Origin of the sequence: uncultured Lactobacillus sp., from assembly GCF_902491705.1 — a bacterium.
Taxonomy (GTDB): Bacteria; Bacillota; Bacilli; order Lactobacillales; family Lactobacillaceae; genus Lactobacillus.
In genome coordinates, this window is record NZ_CABUIW010000055.1 from 1 (window position 1) to 15878 (window position 15878).

Here is a 15878-nt window from a genome sequence, read left to right on the forward strand (position 1 = left end):
TTGTTCTTTATTAAATTTAGTCATAATAAAAGACCCAAAAGTGTCTAACTTTTGGGTCTCACTTCAGTTCGATTATTAACCATACACTTTTTTCTGTTAAACTAGATACAGATATTTTTTAGAAGATGAGGAAAATAAAATGAGTAGTTTTGATGACATTTACGAAAAAATCTTGCAATATCCAACTATTATCTTGCACCGTCACACTAGTCCAGACCCAGATGCAATTGGCTCACAAGCTGGACTTGCTCGTGCAATTATGGAAAAATTCCCAGAAAAGCGTGTTCTTTGTGCTGGTGAAAATGACGAAGGCGACCTTGCATGGATTAACCACATGGACCAAGTTAAGGCAACTGACTACGAAGGTGCATTGGTAATCACTACTGATACTGCTAATACACCAAGAATTTCTAACAAGCTTTACAACAAGGGTGACTTTTTGATTAAAATCGACCACCACCCAGATGTAGATCCTTATGCAGATATGAGTTATGTTGATCCAGATGCTCCTGCAGCTTGCCAAATTATCGTAGACTTCTTAAACGCAGAAGACTTTAAGATTACTAAGGAAGTTGCTTACCCACTTTATGCCGGAATCGTAGGTGATACTGGCCGCTTCATGTACCCTGAAACTTCAGAACATACCTTTAAGGTAGCTGCTCAACTTGCTGCAACTGGTATCAATATTACTGAAATTGCTAGAAACATTGCCGACGTAACTTTTGATGAAGCTAAGCTTCAAGCATTAGCAATGGACAAGATGGAAATTGATCCAGTTGGTGCAGCATACACTATCATCACCCAAGATGACCTTAAGAAGTTAGGTTTAACTGATGATCAAGCTAATGTAGCAGTATCTACTCCAGGCCGTATTAAGGATGTTTTAGCTTGGAACGTCTTTGTAGAAAAGCCAGATGGCACTTACCGTGTACATTACCGTTCAAAGGGCCCAGTTATTAATGAACTTGCCGCAAAACATGATGGTGGTGGTCACGCATTAGCTAGTGGTGCTAACGCTAAGGATATGGACGAAGTAAAGCAAGTCTTTGCTGAAGTCGTTGAAGTAACTAAGAAGTATAAAGAAGATCATGAATAATATTTTTGAAGATTCCAGAATTAAGCCAGCTCTGCAAGATGGCTTAAAGAAGATCCACTTTGAAAAGCCAACTAAGGTGCAGGAAAAAGTTATTCCCGCAATGCTTTCTGGTCTAAGCGTAGTAGTTCAAGCTGCCACAGGATCAGGTAAAACGCATGCTTATTTGGTACCAATTTTTAATGAAATTGAAGAAGATGTTCATGCAGTTCAAGCAATTATTACTTTGCCTAGTCGAGAACTTGCTGACCAACTTTACCAAGTAGCGCGTGAACTTAGAAAAGCTTCAGGAATGAACTTTTCAATTGCACACTTAGCAGGTGGTACTGATAGAGAACGTCAACTTGAAAAGTATCAAAACAATACGCCACAATTAGTAATTGCTACACCTGGTCGATTATTAGACTTTGTTCAAAAGAAAGTTTTTGCAGTAGATCGAGTAAAAACTTTTGTTATTGACGAAGCTGATATGACACTAGACATGGGCTTTTTGTCAGATATTGATCAAGTGGCAGCTAAGATGCCTAAGGATGTTCAAATTGCAGCCTTTTCAGCTACAATTCCAGTTAAATTATCCAACTTCTTGCGTAAATATATGGCACACCCTGACCAAATCGTCATTGATAACCCAAGTGTAATCGCACCTACGATTAAAAATGATTTGTTAGACATTGGTTCTAAGAATCGTAAGAGCGTTTTATACAAGTTATTGACGATGGGACAACCATATTTAGCTTTAGTTTTCGCTAATACTAAGCAAACTGTGGATGAATTAACTAGATACTTGCAAGATCAAGGCTTGAAGGTAGCTAAGATTCACGGCGGAGTTACCGAAAGAGAAAGAAAACGTACTCTTCGCCAAGTGGAACAAGGTCAATATCAATATGTTGTTGCTTCTGATTTAGCAGCAAGAGGTCTTGATATTGATGGTGTTAGCTTAGTTATTAACTATGAAATTCCACGAGAGATTGAATTTGTAATTCACCGAATTGGTAGAACTGGTCGAAATGGATTGTCAGGTCATGCTATTACTTTGATTCGCGAAGAAGAAATGGATCGAATTGAAGACCTTGAAAAGATGGGTGTTCATTTTGACTTCGTTGAAATTAAAAACGGTGAACTTGTTCCACGTAAGCACTACCGCAGTCGTGAAAATCGTCAAGGTAAAAACCGCAAGCTTGATACTAAGTTAGTTGGTTACGTTAAAAAAGAAAAGAGAAAGCGTAAGCCAGGCTACAAGAAGAAGATCAAGCGTGCAATTCAAGAAGACAATCGCCAAAAGCGTAAGCTAGAACAACGTCATGAAATTAGAAAGGCTAAACGCTTAAGAAAGAGACGTCGCGAACAAGGACGTTGACAGACGTTAATTTTGTAGTACAATTATTTTCAGCTTAAGATATGTTTTTTGATTAATTATTTCAAAGAGAGAGTCGAAGGATGAGAAGGCTTAGTAATGATCAAAGAATGCTCCTTTAAGTTTAATAATTAAGAATATTAAGAGGTAACAAACACTGTTGCAATCAAGGTGGTACCGCGCGCGGAGCGTCCTTGAATAACTGCAATGGTGTTTTTTATTTGTTTTAGGGAGAAATTATTGATGAAGAAACTAAATAGTTCAGAGTTTCGTCAAATGTTCTTAGACTTCTTCAAAGAACATGGTCACATGATTATGCCAAGTGCATCACTTATTCCACAAGATGATCCAACTCTTTTGTGGATTAACTCTGGTGTTGCCACAATGAAGAAATATTTCGATGGTTCAGTTGTACCAAAGAACCACAGAATTACTTCTTCACAAAAATCTATCAGAACTAACGATATTGAAAACGTTGGTAAGACTGCACGTCACCAAACTTTCTTTGAAATGCTTGGTAACTTCTCAGTAGGTGACTACTTCAGAGATGAAGCTATTCCATGGGCATGGGAATTCTTAACTAGTCCTAAGTGGTTAGGTTTACCAAAGGAAAAGTTGTACTGTACTGTTTATCCAAAAGATGAAGATTCATTCAAGGTTTGGGTAAAGGCAGGGATGCCAGCAGACCATATCGTAAAGCTTGAAGACAACTTCTGGGATATTGGTGAAGGTCCTTGTGGTCCTGATACTGAAATCTTCTACGACCGTGGTCAAGAAAACAACGACGTAGCTGAAGATGACCCAGAAAACTTCCCTGGTGGTGAAAATGCACGTTACCTTGAAATTTGGAACATCGTATTTTCACAATACAACCACTTGCCAAACGGTAAATACGTTGATCAACCACACAAGAACATCGATACTGGTATGGGTCTTGAACGTGTACTTTCAATTTTGCAAGATGCTCCAACTAACTTTGAAACTGACTTGTTCTTGCCAATTATTCACGCTACTGAAGAAATGACTGACGGCAAGAAGTACGGTGAAAATAAAGAAGATACTACTGCATTCAAGATTATTGCCGACCACGTTCGTGCTGTAAGTTTTGCTATTGCTGACGGTGCTCTTCCATCAAACTCAGGTCGTGGTTATGTTTTACGTCGTTTGATTCGTCGTGCTGACTTAAATGGTCAACGTTTGGGCATTAAGGGTGCTTTCCTTTACAAGCTTGTTCCGGTTGTAGGTAAGATTATGGAAAGTCACTACCCAGAAGTAATGGACCAACGTGGCTTTATTGAAAACGTAATTCAAAACGAAGAAGAAAGATTCCAATCAACTCTTGATACTGGTTTAACTTTGCTTGATGACTTGATCGATAAGGCAAAGAACTCAAAAGACAAGACTATCTCAGGTAAAGATGCCTTCAAGATGTTTGATACTTACGGCTTCCCATACGAATTAACTTTTGAATCAGCTCAAGATGCTGGTCTTAAAGTTGATAAGAAGGGCTTCGATGCTGAAATGCAAGCTCAAAAAGACCGTGCACGTAAGGCTCGTGGTGATCTTCAATCAATGGGTCGTCAAGACGTAACCTTGATGAACATTAAGGACAAGTCAGTATTTGAACGTGATACTTACGAAGAACCACATGCTAAGTTGCTTGATATCGTTGTTGACGATAAGTTAGTTGACAAGGCTGATGGTGAACACGCAACTTTAGTATTTGACAAGACCCCATTCTACGCAGAACGTGGTGGTCAAGTTGCCGACCACGGTGACATTTATAACCAAGATGGCGAACTTGTAGCTAAGGTTACTGACGTTCAACACGCACCAAACGACCAAAACTTACACTTTGTTGACCTTATTTTGCCAATGGAAAAAGGTCAAGAATATGTATTGAAGCTTGATAAGGAACGTCGTGAAGGACTTCGTCACTCTCACTCAGCTACTCACCTTCTTCACGCAGCACTTCGTGAAGTTTTAGGTGAACATACTCACCAAGCAGGTTCATTAGTTGATCCTGACTACTTGAGATTTGACTTCACTGCTATGGAACCAATGACTCCACGTGAAATCAAGACTGTTGAAGAATTAGTAAACCAAAAGATTTGGGAAGCTATTCAAGTTAAGACTACTATCACTACACCTGAAGAAGGTGAAAAGATGGGTGCCTTAGCATTGTTCAACGGCAAGTACGGTGACAAGGTTCGTGTTGTACAAATGGGCGACTTCTCATCAGAATTCTGTGGTGGTACTCACGTAGACAACACTAACCAAATTGGTATCTTCAAGATTACTTCTGAATCAGCTGTTGGTGCAGGTATGCGTAGAATTGAAGCTGTAACTTCAAAGAAGGCTTACGAATACTTAGCAAACCGTTCAACCTTGCTTGATGAAATTCAAGAAGATGTTAAGGCAACTAAACCAGATAATATTATTGATAAGATTGACTCACTTGAAAGTGACCTTCATGATAGCCAAAAGCAAGTTGAAGCTTTGAACAAGAAGATTAACCAAGCTAAGGCTGGTCAAATCTTTGACGATGTAAAACAAGCTGGCGATTTGACTGTAATCTCAGCTATTGCCGACGTAAACAACATGAACGACTTGCGTGAACTTGCCGATAACTGGAAGAGCAGCAACAAGTCAGATGTTTTGGTATTAGCTGCTAATAACGATGGCAAGGCTAACATGATCATTAGCTTAGACCAAAAGGCATTAGACAAGGGCCTTAAGGCCGGCGATTTGATCAAGATTGCTGCCCCAATCTTTGGTGGTGGCGGTGGTGGTCGTCCAAACATGGCCCAAGCCGGTGGTAAGAAACCAGAAGGTTTGAATGACGCTATTAAAGCTGTTATTGACGAAATTTCTAAGAACTAAGCATTAATTAATTGTGTTTGAGCTTTTTTTCAAGTAAAATTGTTGACAGGAGGAATAAATATGAGTTCGCTAGATAAGACTATGCATTTTGACTTTAACCAGAATAAAGGAAAAAATGTTTATGATACTCTGCAAGATGTTTACAATGCGCTTGAAGAAAAGGGCTATAATCCTATTAACCAGATTGTAGGTTACTTACTTTCTGGCGATCCTGCTTATATTCCACGGCATAACGATGCCCGCAATTTAATTCTTAAGCACGAACGTGACGAAATTATTGAAGAACTTGTTAAGAGTTATCTTGGTAAGAATAAATAATGCGATTAATAGGTCTAGATGTAGGTTCTAAAACCGTAGGAGTTGCTGTTAGCGATGAGCTAGGCATTACTGCACAAAAATTAGAAACTATTCAAATTGATGAAACCAAATATAATTTTGGTATGCGTCCCTTAAAGAAATTGGTAAGACAATATAATCCTGATGGATTTGTATTGGGTTTACCTAAGAATATGGATGGGACTTCAGGATCTTCAGTTGCACGAAGTAAGGCATATGGTAAACGACTGGAAGAAAAGTTTGGATTACCTGTGCATTATTCTGATGAAAGATTAACAACAATTGAATCACGGCGAGTACTTGTAGAAGATGCTGGTATTCATGACCGTAAGAAACGTAAACAAGTGATTGATCAGATGGCAGCGGTGCTCATCTTGCAAAATTATTTAGATTTACACCGAAAGGATTAACATGGCAGCACAAGTTAATGGTGACGATGAAGATCGTCAAATTACCTTAATCGACGATCAAGGTAATGAAGAATTGTATGAAGTATTATTTACTTTTCATTCTGATGATTATGACAAATCATACGTGCTTCTTTATCCAGCCGCTGTTGGCGATGATGAAGACATTGAAGTGCAAGCTTTTAGTTACGATGCAGATGATGCAGGAGATGTAACAAGCAGTGATTTGCATGAAATCGAATCTGATGATGAGTGGGACATGGTTCAAGGAGTTTTAAATACTTTCTTAGACGATGACCGCTTGAGTGGTAAGTAAATAAAAAAGGACTAGCTGTGGCTGGTCCTTTTTGTTAGTTTGAAGAAAAATAAATAGCTATGAATAAAAAGATTTTAAAAATTTTAGAATTTGGCGAAATTACCAAACGATTAAGTGAACTAGCTATTACTGAACCAGCTAAAACTGAAGCTGAGAAACTAGTGCCAAGTGGTGATTTTGACCAAGTACAAATTGAATTAAAACAAACTTTAGCATTAGCTGATTTGCTTAGAGTTAAAGGTCAACTTCCTTTAACTGACTTTAAGGATGTTCGTCCAAGCACTAAGCGCTTGGGTGTAAAAGCCAATTTAAATGCCAAAGAATTGGGTAACTTATTGCTTGTTTTAAGCTTGGCTAATGAAATTAATAGTTTTCTAGAAGATATTGATAATGAAAAAATCAATTTAACAGCAATTGATTCAATTTTGGATCAATTAGATGTACCAGATCTTCTTTTTAAAGAATTGAAAAAATCTCTTGATTATGATGGTGAAGTACTTGATACGGCTTCAAGTGCTTTGGCACGTTTGCGCCACGATATTGCAAGCAATGAAGAAGAGATCAAGGATAAGATGAATGCTTACACTAAAGGAAATAGTAGCAAGTACTTGTCTGAACAAATCGTGACTATTCGTGATGATCGCTATGTTATCCCTGTTAAGCAAGAATATCGAGCAAAATTTGGTGGGGTGGTTCACGATCAAAGTGCCAGTGGTCAAACTTTGTTTATTGAACCAGAAGCCGTATTAAACTTAAATAACCGTCAGCAAAATTTGATTGCTCAAGAAAAGCAAGAGATTCGCAATATTTTAAAGCATTTGTCTAATCTGGCTAGAGAAGAAATTGACAGCTTAAATAATATTGCTACAGCTTTGACTCGGCTCGACTTTTTGCAAGCTAAGGCTAAATTAGCTCAAACTATGAAAGCAACTGAGCCGGTTTTAACTAAGGATCATTCTCTTAATTTGCGTAATGCACGCCACCCATTAATTGATCCTGAAAAGGTTGTGCCAAATGATATTCGCTTAGGCGATGATTTTGATACGATGCTGATAACTGGACCTAATACAGGTGGTAAAACTATTACGCTGAAAACAGCAGGTTTGCTCCAGTTAATGGCACAATCTGGTTTGTTCATTCCAGCTGAAGAAGGCAGCAAAGTCGGCGTATTTGAAGAAGTATTTGCCGATATTGGGGATGAACAGTCAATTGAGCAATCATTAAGTACATTCTCGTCTCACATCAATGACATTGTAGCCATTATGAAAAACGTGAATAAAGAAACTTTGGTTTTAATTGATGAAATTGGAGCAGGTACTGACCCAGAAGAAGGTGCCAGCTTAGCTATTAGTATCTTGGACTTTTTGCGTAAAAAAGATGCTAAGATCATGGTTACTACGCACTATCCTGAATTAAAGCTTTATGGCTATAATCGCCCACGTACAACAAATGCGTCAATGGAATTTGATTTGAAGACATTGTCTCCAACTTACCATTTGCAAATTGGTATTCCAGGCCACAGTAATGCTTTTGCCATTGCTCGTAGATTAGGAATGCGTGAAGATGTAGTAAAAAACGCGCAGAATTTAATGTCAGATGAAGACTCAGACATTAACAAGATGATTTCTAAGTTAAATGCTCAAACTAAGGCCGCAACTGCTGCCCGTAATCGTTTGGAAACCAGCTTGGATCGCAGTCAAAAGTTGGAACAAAAGTTGCAACAGGCGCTTGATTGGTACAATCAACGTGTCCAAAAGCAACTTGATTTTGCTCAAGAGCGAGCTAATGAAATCATTGCTAAGCGACGCAAGAAAGCTGATGAAATTATTGAACAGCTTGAAAAGCAAAAGAATGCTGGCGTAAAAGAAAACAAGATTATTGAAGCTAAGGGTGAATTAAACAGTCTTGAACGTCAGGCTAATAATTTGGCCCATAATAAGGTCTTACAGCGTGAAAAGCGTCGCCACCATGTAAATGTAGGTGACCGTGTAAAAGTCCTCTCATATGGTCAAACTGGGACAATTACCAAGAAGCTTTCTGAACATGAATACGAAGTTCAGATGGGAATTATTAAGGTAAAAGTAAGCGATCGTGATATTGAGCGAATTGAAAATAATGCATCTGCTAAACCTAAGCGAATGGTTAGAGCAACTAGTGCTGTTAGAAGAAGTAATGCTCACAGTGAATTAGATTTACGTGGTCAGCGCTATGATGAAGCGATGACTAATCTTGACCGTTATATCGATTCTGTTTTATTAGCTGGCCTTGGTACAGTAACTATTATTCACGGAATTGGTACTGGTGCGATTCGTAAAGGTGTATGGCAATACTTACGTAATAGCAAGCACGTAAAGAACTTTAATTATGCACCTGCCAATGAAGGTGGTAATGGAGCAACGATTGTTGAATTAAAGTAAGCAATCTACTTGCAAAAAGTAAGTAAAATGAATATACTAATAATATAAAATTTAATTTGATTTTGTGAGGTAAATATTATGGTTGATGCAATTAACGATCAAAACTTCGATGAAGAAACTAATAACGGTGTTGCTTTAGTTGACTTTTGGGCAACTTGGTGTGGTCCATGTAAGATGCAATCACCAGTAATTGAACAATTGTCAGAAGAACGTCAAGATGTTAACTTCTACAAGATGGATGTAGATCAAAACCAAGATACTGCTAAGAATCTTGGTATTATGGCTATCCCAACTTTAATTGTTAAAAAGGACGGCAACATTGTTGACAGAATTACTGGTTACACTCCAAAGGAAAAGTTAAACCAAATTTTGGATCAATACACTGATTAATAATAAATATGAAATATAAAAAAGCTTGAGACACACGTCTCAAGCTTTTTTAGTATTTAAACTTCTTTTTCTTTAAGCAAATCACGAATTTCTTTTAAGTAATCTGCTTCAGTTGGTGCAGCAGGTTCTTCTTTTTCCTCTTTTTTAGTAAATTTGTTAACGGCTTTAACGATAAGAAATACAACAAAGGCAATAATCAGGAAGTTAATTACTGAGTTTAAGAAACTACCATATTTGAATTTGGCATCCCCAACTTGAAGAACTAAATTGGAAAGATCAATCTTACCAATAAATAATCCAATTAAAGGATTGATCAAATTCGTAACAAGTGATTGCACAATGGCTGTGAAAGCTGCACCGATAATTACACCAACTGCTAGATCAATTACATTCCCGCGGGCAATAAACTGTTTAAATTCTTTAAGCATCTTATTCACTCCTATATCTATATCTAGTTGAATGTTTATATTTTAAGTATATAGGATGCTTAATTTATAGTCTATTATTAAAACCGGGCAGTAATTTCAACTTTCTTTTCTTTAGGCAAAATATTGATTTCACTTTCGGTAGTTCTCCCAGTAGCCTTTTGAACTGCTTCTGCAATCATGCCACTTTCAAGTGAAAATTCTTTACTGTCACTGCTTAAACGATCTTCTACTGTTTGTCCACTTAATTCAAAAGTAGTAGAGGAGCGTCTTTCTTTGGTCTTTTCAAGCTTGCCAAATTCAGCCATGTTAAAGAAATCAACTAAATCGTCGAAATCGGCTAAATCATAATGCCGTGCAATTCTTTTGCCAGCCCAGTAGAGAATTGGCGCATTATCGTCGCCTAGAATGGTTGGCAAAAGAAAATCGCGGTAAAGTTGATTAATAAAATATACGTGTTCGTTAGCGTGTTCTGTATTTTCTGTCATAAACTTGTTCATCCCTTTTATTCTTTTTTATTTTACCGTAAACTAGTAGGAGTAGAAAATAATTTTTTCTTAATGAGGGGTTTTTATATGGATAATCGTCCAATCGGATTACTAGATTCAGGGTTTGGTGGCCTGTCTGTTGTCAAAAAAGTAATTGAAAAATTACCCAACGAATCCACCGTTTTTATTGGTGATAATGCTCATATGCCATACGGCAATAAAACTAAAGAAGCTATTATTAATTTAACACGTAAGTCTGTTAAATTCTTGCTTGAAAAAGATGTAAAATTAATTATCATTGCTTGCAATACTGCAACTGCTGCAGCAATGGACACAATGCAAAAAGAAGTTGAGCAGCAAATTATTGGTGTTATTCAGTCAGGAGCTTTAGCTGCAGCTAGAGCCACTAAGAATAAAAAAGTGGCAGTTGTTGCTACTAACGTGACTGTTAACTCACATGCATATCAAAAACAAATTAAGTTTAGAGATCCAGAAATTAAAGTAACAGAATTAGCTGCGCCTAAATTGGCACCTTTAGTTGAAGCACAAAAGGATTATGCAACTAACTTGGAAGTAGTCAAAGAAAGTTTGGCACCTTTAAAGGGTAAAGATTTTGATACTTTGGTTTTGGGATGCACGCATTATCCATTAATTAAAAAAGAGTTTGAAGAAGCAATCAATGATAAAAATGTAAATATCCTTGATCCTGCTGATCAAGTTGCCCAATATACTTTTAATGTAATGCGCCGCGATGGTTTATTTAGTGACCATCAAAAGCCAACTCATGAGTATTACACAACAGGCAATGCAGAAACATTTGATAAATTAGCTCGCAGATTTATGAATGATGATACTTTGACTTCTAAGCATGTAGATACGGAGAATTATTAAATGGTGAAAGAAATTTTATTTGCGACTAGCAATAAAGGAAAAGCTAGAGAATTAAAAGAAGCTTTTAAAACTGCTGGTGTTGACGTAGAAATTAAAACCAATGCTGATTTAGATAATCCGCCACATCCAATTGAAAGTGGTCATACTTTTGAAGCTAATGCGAAGATTAAAGCCCATGAATTAGCTGATTATAGCAAACTTCCTACGATCGCTGATGATTCTGGATTAATTGTTGATGCATTGAATGGTGAACCTGGTGTAAGAAGTGCGCGTTATGCTGGAGAAGCTCATAATGATGCGAAGAATAACGCAAAGCTTTTGGCAAATTTAGGTGGTATTCCTAATGAAAAAAGAACTGCAAAGTTTTGGACGACAATTGTAGTTTCAATGCCAGGAGAATTTGATAAGGATTTAGTTGTATCAGGTACTTGTTCTGGTCGTATCTTGGCTGCACCAAGAGGCAACGATGGCTTTGGCTATGATCCATTGTTCTTTGTACCAGAAAAGAACAAAACATTTGCTCAAATGACAACTGATGAAAAAAATGAAATTTCTCACCGTGGTAATGCTGTAAGAGAATTGCTTAAAGAATTGCCAGCTTGGCTTGAACAATTTGAATAATTAAAAAAAGTTAGTAATCAATTTGATTACTAGCTTTTTTACTTGGTTATACTTGTGGTTGTTTGAGTAGGCACATTTGCAAATTCGATGCCATTTTTCTGCAAGGTTTCAATATATTTAGTTAAATATAAATTTTTAACTGCACTGCTTTTACCAGGCTTAACTTGGAAGTGAATGTTGTAAACAAACTTTTGTCCTGTTTGTTCGGTAATTCCGACAATGGTTGGACCTTGAACGATTGTCTTTTTTTCAGGTTGAATAGTGCGGTTACATTCTTTGATTAGCCTGTTCACTTCATCAAGATCATTTTTGGTAGATAAATCTAAGTTAATATCTAGTCCGACGCCGCCGTGAGCAAGGTTTTGGACAATAGTGATATTGCGGTTAGGGATGTAGATGATTGAACCATCTGCTCCTTTTAGCCTTGTAGTTCTAAGCCCCAATTGAACAACAGTACCAACATTAGTGCCGATTTGAACTAGGTCACCAACATCGAATTGATCTTCACTCAAAATAAAGAAACCGTTGACTAAATCACTGACAAAGCCCTGTGCTCCCATACCTAAAGCTAAAGAGAAGATCCCGGCACTGGCAAGAAGAGTACCAACAGGAACCCCTAAGATAGATAAAATTCCAAATAAGTAAAAGAAAATGATAGTGTATTGAAAAACGCTGTTAATTAAGGCAGTGATTGTTTTAGAACGCTTATTTTTAATAGTATTGTGTTTGGCTAAATAATTGTTAATTAATTTATGACCAAAGTGAGATAATAGATAAAAGATTAAAGTCGTAATTGCTAATTGCCAAATGGTAGAAAGCAAATTTTGACTAATTTTTCCCCAATCTATTTCTATTTTTTGAATATTTAATTGTGATGGAAGCTTCATATACGACCCTTTCATTATAGTTATGGTTTAATAAATAATAACAATACATGGATTGAGAATAAAGCATTTTCATGCTAGACTTTTTCTTAGGTAATATGGAGGTAAAAGATGACAATTTCTTATGGTGCTTTAGCTGGATTAATTGCAGCTATCGCTTTCTTAATTTTAGTGTTGTTTACAATTCCGATGCTTACTCGGACCGCAAAATTACTAAAAGAAACCAGTGCAACTATCCAAACAACTAATGAGTCATTAAAAAAGATGACTGAAGATATGGATGGTTTAATGGATCAAACAAATGATTTGCTAGATAAAACTAATGATCTTATGGTCGATGTTAATGGTAAAATGAAGACGTTAGATCCAGTAGTTCAAGCTGCTGCAGATTTAGGCGAAAGCGTATCAGAATTAAACGATTCATCCAAGAAGATCGCTAAACGCTTTAGCAGCAATCATTTTAGCCATGCTGGTCTTGTTTCTTCAATAGCTGCGACGGCATTTGCAAGACGCAAGCGTCGCAGAGGTGAAAATTAATAAAGGAGGAATTCACCATGAAAAAATTCGCAAGTTTTGTATTAGGTGCCGTTGCAGGATGTGCAGCAGGTTTTCTCGCAGGTTCACTTCTTGTTAGTGACGAACAAGTTGATGACGTTAAGAACAAAATTAAAGATAACGACAAGCTTCAAGATTTGAAGAAGAAATACGATAACGGTACTGAAATTGTTAAGAATCAATTGGCATCATTCCCTAAGAATGTTGAAGATGATTCAGAATTAAAAGACTTTGATGATATCGTAATTGATGACTCGAATAAAGATGACGATGTTGCTGAAGGCGACAACGCTCAAGAATCTGTTGACGATTTAAACAACGCAGAAGAAGAAAAAACTGATAATGCAGCAGATGAAGATAAGCCAGAAGCTTAATTAAATCGATAGAAAAAGGCCGATAAAATCGGCCTTTTTTATTTTTGTCTTAATCTTTAAGTGGTAAGATCTTTAAGTCCTTGTCAGTGTGAGTAAATGGCTTAAAGCCGTCTTTGGTGACAACACCACAATCTTCAATTCTGACACCAGCAAAACCAGGGATGTAAATACCTGGTTCAATTGAAAAGCACATGCCTTCTTCAATTACTAAATCGTTACCTTGAACAATTGATGGGAATTCGTGAACATTTTTACCAATACCATGACCTAAACGGTGAATAAAGTATTCGCCATATCCTGCCTTAGTAATAATGTCGCGGGCAACGCTGTCGAGTTCTTCAGCTGTAATACCGGGCTTAGCTGCTTCAATTGCTGCTTGTTGAGCTTCGCGATCGACTTCATAAATTTCACGTTGCTTATCACTTGGTGTGCCGTAAGCAACAGTTCTACTTGAATCTGATGCATAGCCATCGTGCATAGTACCTAAGTCAAACAATACTAATTCGTTAGGTTGAACAGTATTCATAGTTGGACCAAGGTGAGGGTTGGCAGCATTTTTACCAGCTTGTACGATAGTTTCAAAACTTTCGTGCATTACGCCTTTTTGAATCTTTAATTGGTAGTCAATTTGACCAGCAATACTTCTTTCAGTAGCACCAGTTCTAATTGCATCAAAACCAATCTTGAAGGCAAAGTCAGCTTCTGCACCAGCACCCTGGAGTTTTTTAATTTCTTCAGGAGTCTTGTACAAACGAAGTCTTTCAATGAAAGGTGATACATCGTTTGTGAAGCTAGAATTTGGAAATTCTCCGCGTAAAAGTTGATAATGAGCAACGGACAAGTCATCTTTTTCAATTGCCCAGTTATGGAAGTCGCGGGTTCTCTTTTTAATATTATCTGCGATTAGACTCCATGGATCTTCTGAATCAAGATAGCCGATTACGTCGCCGTTCCATTCAGAAGCTTTTGCTTCTTCTACGTTTAAAGCAGGGCAGAAAACAAAAGGTTCTGCATCTTTAAACACGACTAAAGCAAAGATTCGTTCATGAGGGTCCATTGAATAGCCGGTGAAGTAAGAGATGGTAATTGGGTTGGAGATAAAGGCGATGTCGTTGCCAGAATCTTGCAACCATTGTTGTAATTTATCTAAGTTCATAGCTTTTCCTCTTTTCTTAAGTTTAGTGCAAGTATATCATGATTTATTAATGAAAAAATGAAAGAAAAGCTGTAAACGTTTGCACTTAGTGCAAGATAATGATACATTATTAGGGCGAAGGATTTTTTTGGAAGGACTGAGATGAAGATGCATAAGCAAGAAGTTACTATTTATGATGTTGCTAGAGAAGCAAAAGTTTCAATGGCTACTGTTTCTCGTGTTGTGAATGGAAATAATAATGTTAGAAAAGAAACCCGTGATCGTGTATTAGAAGTTATTAAGAGACTTCACTACCAACCAAATGCGGTAGCACAAGGCTTGGCTTCTAAGCGTACCACTACTGTTGGTTTAATCGTTCCAGATTTAACTAATTTATATTTTGCGGAATTATCAAAGGGTATTGATGATATTGCACTTTTGTACAAATACAATATCATTATCACCAGTATTGAAAACCGCTTGATGAAGGAAGATCAAGTTATTCAAAGTTTGCTTAATAAGCAAGTTGACGGTGTAATTTACATGTCAAACCGTTTGCCAGATGAAGCTGCGGAAGCCTTTAAGCGTACTGAAACACCAGTAGTTTTGGCAGGAACTAAGGATAATCGTGATGAATTTGCTTCAGTTACGATTGATTACAAGAAAGCCGATACAGAAGCATTGAATTTGCTTATGCATGACGGCAAGAGAAATCTAGCTATTGTGGTTGGCGACCAAGATGCTGTAGTTAATGGCGAAAACAGAATTCCTGCTTACGAAGAATTTATTAAGGAAAACAATTTGGGTGAGCCACATATTTACACTGGCATTAAAGATTACTCAGATGGTTACAACTTATATCCTCAACTTGTTAAAGATGGCATTGATGGTGTAATCGTAACTCGTGATATTTCTTCAGTAGGTATCTTGAACTCTGCAATGGATGCAGGTAAGAAGATTCCAGAAGATTTGGAAATTGTTACTGCTAGCGCTACTCAATTAGCTTCTGTTGTTCGTCCAGCTTTGACTACAATTAAGCAACCACTTTATGATATGGGGGCTGTAGCTATGAGAATGCTTACTAAGTTGATGAATAACGAAGAAGTTGACGATACTCATATTGAATTGCCATATGAATTAGTTAAGAAGCAAAGTACTTTAAATCAATAAAAGATAGCAAGTTAAAAAGACCAGTTTGAAAAAACTGGTCTTTTTTTCTACGTAAAGTCAAGTCTCATCTAGGGTTAGACCTGATATTTTTAGATAATTGTCCTTGATTGTTTTTTGAGGGCCGATTTATTTTTCGTTG

17 protein-coding genes are annotated in these 15878 nt (G+C 37.1%); 13 read left to right on the forward strand and 4 right to left on the reverse strand.

Translation table 11 applies throughout. The features are described 5' to 3' along the window. The first annotated feature begins 139 nt into the window (after window positions 1-139). The 8 genes from RDN22_RS09225 (at window position 140) to trxA (ending at window position 9196) form a co-directional block, all read left to right on the forward strand. Window positions 140-1096: a bifunctional oligoribonuclease/PAP phosphatase NrnA gene (locus tag RDN22_RS09225; protein WP_308557702.1), complete on the forward strand. Its 957-nt coding sequence runs from the start codon at window positions 140-142 to the stop codon at window positions 1094-1096. Beyond that, the gene (locus RDN22_RS09230; RefSeq protein WP_308557704.1) at window positions 1089-2450 is read left to right on the forward strand and encodes a DEAD/DEAH box helicase; all 1362 of its coding nucleotides are present in this window, start codon (window positions 1089-1091) and stop codon (window positions 2448-2450) included. Before RDN22_RS09225 ends, RDN22_RS09230 begins: the two co-directional genes overlap by 8 nt. 240 nt (window positions 2451-2690) lie before the next feature. Further along, on the forward strand, window positions 2691-5330 hold the full coding sequence (gene alaS / locus RDN22_RS09235) for an alanine--tRNA ligase (RefSeq protein WP_308557706.1): 2640 nt from the start codon (window positions 2691-2693) through the stop codon (window positions 5328-5330). A 60-nt stretch (window positions 5331-5390) separates the two neighbouring features. Next, window positions 5391-5648, forward strand: a complete 258-nt coding sequence (locus tag RDN22_RS09240) for an IreB family regulatory phosphoprotein (protein WP_003549189.1) — start codon at window positions 5391-5393, stop codon at window positions 5646-5648. Further along, window positions 5648-6076, forward strand: coding sequence for a Holliday junction resolvase RuvX (ruvX, locus tag RDN22_RS09245; RefSeq protein ID WP_308557709.1), 429 nt, complete (start codon window positions 5648-5650; stop codon window positions 6074-6076). The genes RDN22_RS09240 and ruvX overlap by 1 nt, the downstream gene beginning before the upstream one ends. 1 nt (window position 6077) lies before the next feature. After that, a complete protein-coding gene (locus RDN22_RS09250; RefSeq protein ID WP_013641531.1) occupies window positions 6078-6389 on the forward strand; it encodes a DUF1292 domain-containing protein in 312 nt (103 codons plus the stop codon). Between the two features lie 59 nt (window positions 6390-6448). Next, window positions 6449-8806, forward strand: coding sequence for an endonuclease MutS2 (locus tag RDN22_RS09255; protein WP_308557711.1), 2358 nt, complete (start codon window positions 6449-6451; stop codon window positions 8804-8806). 78 nt (window positions 8807-8884) lie between these two features. Next, entirely contained in the window at window positions 8885-9196 is a 312-nt protein-coding gene (trxA, locus tag RDN22_RS09260; RefSeq protein ID WP_308557713.1) for a thioredoxin, read from the forward strand. Between the two features lie 56 nt (window positions 9197-9252). Here trxA and mscL read toward each other — a convergent pair whose 3' ends face one another. After that, window positions 9253-9624, reverse strand: coding sequence for a large-conductance mechanosensitive channel protein MscL (gene mscL / locus RDN22_RS09265; RefSeq protein WP_308557715.1), 372 nt, complete (start codon window positions 9622-9624; stop codon window positions 9253-9255). Window positions 9625-9701: 77 nt separating this feature from the next. Next, window positions 9702-10121 (reverse strand): YslB family protein, encoded by a 420-nt coding sequence (locus RDN22_RS09270; RefSeq protein ID WP_308557717.1) that lies wholly within the window; start codon window positions 10119-10121, stop codon window positions 9702-9704. Between the two features lie 75 nt (window positions 10122-10196). Here RDN22_RS09270 and murI point away from each other — a divergent pair, with 75 nt between their 5' ends. Together murI and RDN22_RS09280 are read left to right on the forward strand one after the other, a co-directional pair. Further along, on the forward strand, window positions 10197-11000 hold the full coding sequence (gene murI / locus RDN22_RS09275) for a glutamate racemase (RefSeq protein ID WP_308557719.1): 804 nt from the start codon (window positions 10197-10199) through the stop codon (window positions 10998-11000). Next, window positions 11001-11621, forward strand: a complete 621-nt coding sequence (locus tag RDN22_RS09280) for an XTP/dITP diphosphatase (protein ID WP_308557721.1) — start codon at window positions 11001-11003, stop codon at window positions 11619-11621. Between the two features lie 38 nt (window positions 11622-11659). Here the strand turns inward: RDN22_RS09280 and RDN22_RS09285 are convergent, their stop codons facing one another. Continuing rightward, the gene (locus RDN22_RS09285; protein ID WP_308557723.1) at window positions 11660-12508 is read right to left on the reverse strand and encodes a mechanosensitive ion channel family protein; all 849 of its coding nucleotides are present in this window, start codon (window positions 12506-12508) and stop codon (window positions 11660-11662) included. A 108-nt stretch (window positions 12509-12616) separates the two neighbouring features. Here RDN22_RS09285 and RDN22_RS09290 point away from each other — a divergent pair, with 108 nt between their 5' ends. Together RDN22_RS09290 and RDN22_RS09295 are read left to right on the forward strand one after the other, a co-directional pair. After that, window positions 12617-13042 (forward strand): DUF948 domain-containing protein, encoded by a 426-nt coding sequence (locus RDN22_RS09290; RefSeq protein ID WP_308557724.1) that lies wholly within the window; start codon window positions 12617-12619, stop codon window positions 13040-13042. Between the two features lie 17 nt (window positions 13043-13059). Beyond that, window positions 13060-13434: a DUF1269 domain-containing family protein gene (locus tag RDN22_RS09295; protein WP_308557726.1), complete on the forward strand. Its 375-nt coding sequence runs from the start codon at window positions 13060-13062 to the stop codon at window positions 13432-13434. A 49-nt stretch (window positions 13435-13483) separates the two neighbouring features. Here RDN22_RS09295 and RDN22_RS09300 read toward each other — a convergent pair whose 3' ends face one another. Further along, window positions 13484-14590 carry a Xaa-Pro peptidase family protein gene (locus RDN22_RS09300; RefSeq protein ID WP_308557728.1) on the reverse strand — a complete coding sequence of 369 codons (1107 nt, stop codon included), beginning with the start codon at window positions 14588-14590 and terminating at the stop codon, window positions 13484-13486. A gap of 147 nt (window positions 14591-14737) precedes the next feature. On the opposite strand from RDN22_RS09300, the gene RDN22_RS09305 reads away from it, so the two are divergent. Next, on the forward strand, window positions 14738-15739 hold the full coding sequence (locus RDN22_RS09305; protein ID WP_308557729.1) for a substrate-binding domain-containing protein: 1002 nt from the start codon (window positions 14738-14740) through the stop codon (window positions 15737-15739). The last annotated feature ends 139 nt before the right edge of the window (window positions 15740-15878 follow it).

Bases quoted from the DNA above. Each gene is read 5' to 3' on its own strand.
- RDN22_RS09225 (WP_308557702.1), top strand. From the start codon at position 140: ATGAGTAGTTTTGATGACATTTACGAAAAAATCTTGCAATATCCAACT.
- RDN22_RS09230 (WP_308557704.1), top strand. From the start codon at position 1,089: ATGAATAATATTTTTGAAGATTCCAGAATTAAGCCAGCTCTGCAAGAT.
- alaS (WP_308557706.1), top strand. From the start codon at position 2,691: ATGAAGAAACTAAATAGTTCAGAGTTTCGTCAAATGTTCTTAGACTTC.
- RDN22_RS09240 (WP_003549189.1), top strand. From the start codon at position 5,391: ATGAGTTCGCTAGATAAGACTATGCATTTTGACTTTAACCAGAATAAA.
- ruvX (WP_308557709.1), top strand. From the start codon at position 5,648: ATGCGATTAATAGGTCTAGATGTAGGTTCTAAAACCGTAGGAGTTGCT.
- RDN22_RS09250 (WP_013641531.1), top strand. From the start codon at position 6,078: ATGGCAGCACAAGTTAATGGTGACGATGAAGATCGTCAAATTACCTTA.
- RDN22_RS09255 (WP_308557711.1), top strand. From the start codon at position 6,449: ATGAATAAAAAGATTTTAAAAATTTTAGAATTTGGCGAAATTACCAAA.
- trxA (WP_308557713.1), top strand. From the start codon at position 8,885: ATGGTTGATGCAATTAACGATCAAAACTTCGATGAAGAAACTAATAAC.
- mscL (WP_308557715.1), bottom strand. From the start codon at position 9,624: ATGCTTAAAGAATTTAAACAGTTTATTGCCCGCGGGAATGTAATTGAT.
- RDN22_RS09270 (WP_308557717.1), bottom strand. From the start codon at position 10,121: ATGAACAAGTTTATGACAGAAAATACAGAACACGCTAACGAACACGTA.
- murI (WP_308557719.1), top strand. From the start codon at position 10,197: ATGGATAATCGTCCAATCGGATTACTAGATTCAGGGTTTGGTGGCCTG.
- RDN22_RS09280 (WP_308557721.1), top strand. From the start codon at position 11,001: ATGGTGAAAGAAATTTTATTTGCGACTAGCAATAAAGGAAAAGCTAGA.
- RDN22_RS09285 (WP_308557723.1), bottom strand. From the start codon at position 12,508: ATGAAGCTTCCATCACAATTAAATATTCAAAAAATAGAAATAGATTGG.
- RDN22_RS09290 (WP_308557724.1), top strand. From the start codon at position 12,617: ATGACAATTTCTTATGGTGCTTTAGCTGGATTAATTGCAGCTATCGCT.
- RDN22_RS09295 (WP_308557726.1), top strand. From the start codon at position 13,060: ATGAAAAAATTCGCAAGTTTTGTATTAGGTGCCGTTGCAGGATGTGCA.
- RDN22_RS09300 (WP_308557728.1), bottom strand. From the start codon at position 14,590: ATGAACTTAGATAAATTACAACAATGGTTGCAAGATTCTGGCAACGAC.
- RDN22_RS09305 (WP_308557729.1), top strand. From the start codon at position 14,738: ATGCATAAGCAAGAAGTTACTATTTATGATGTTGCTAGAGAAGCAAAA.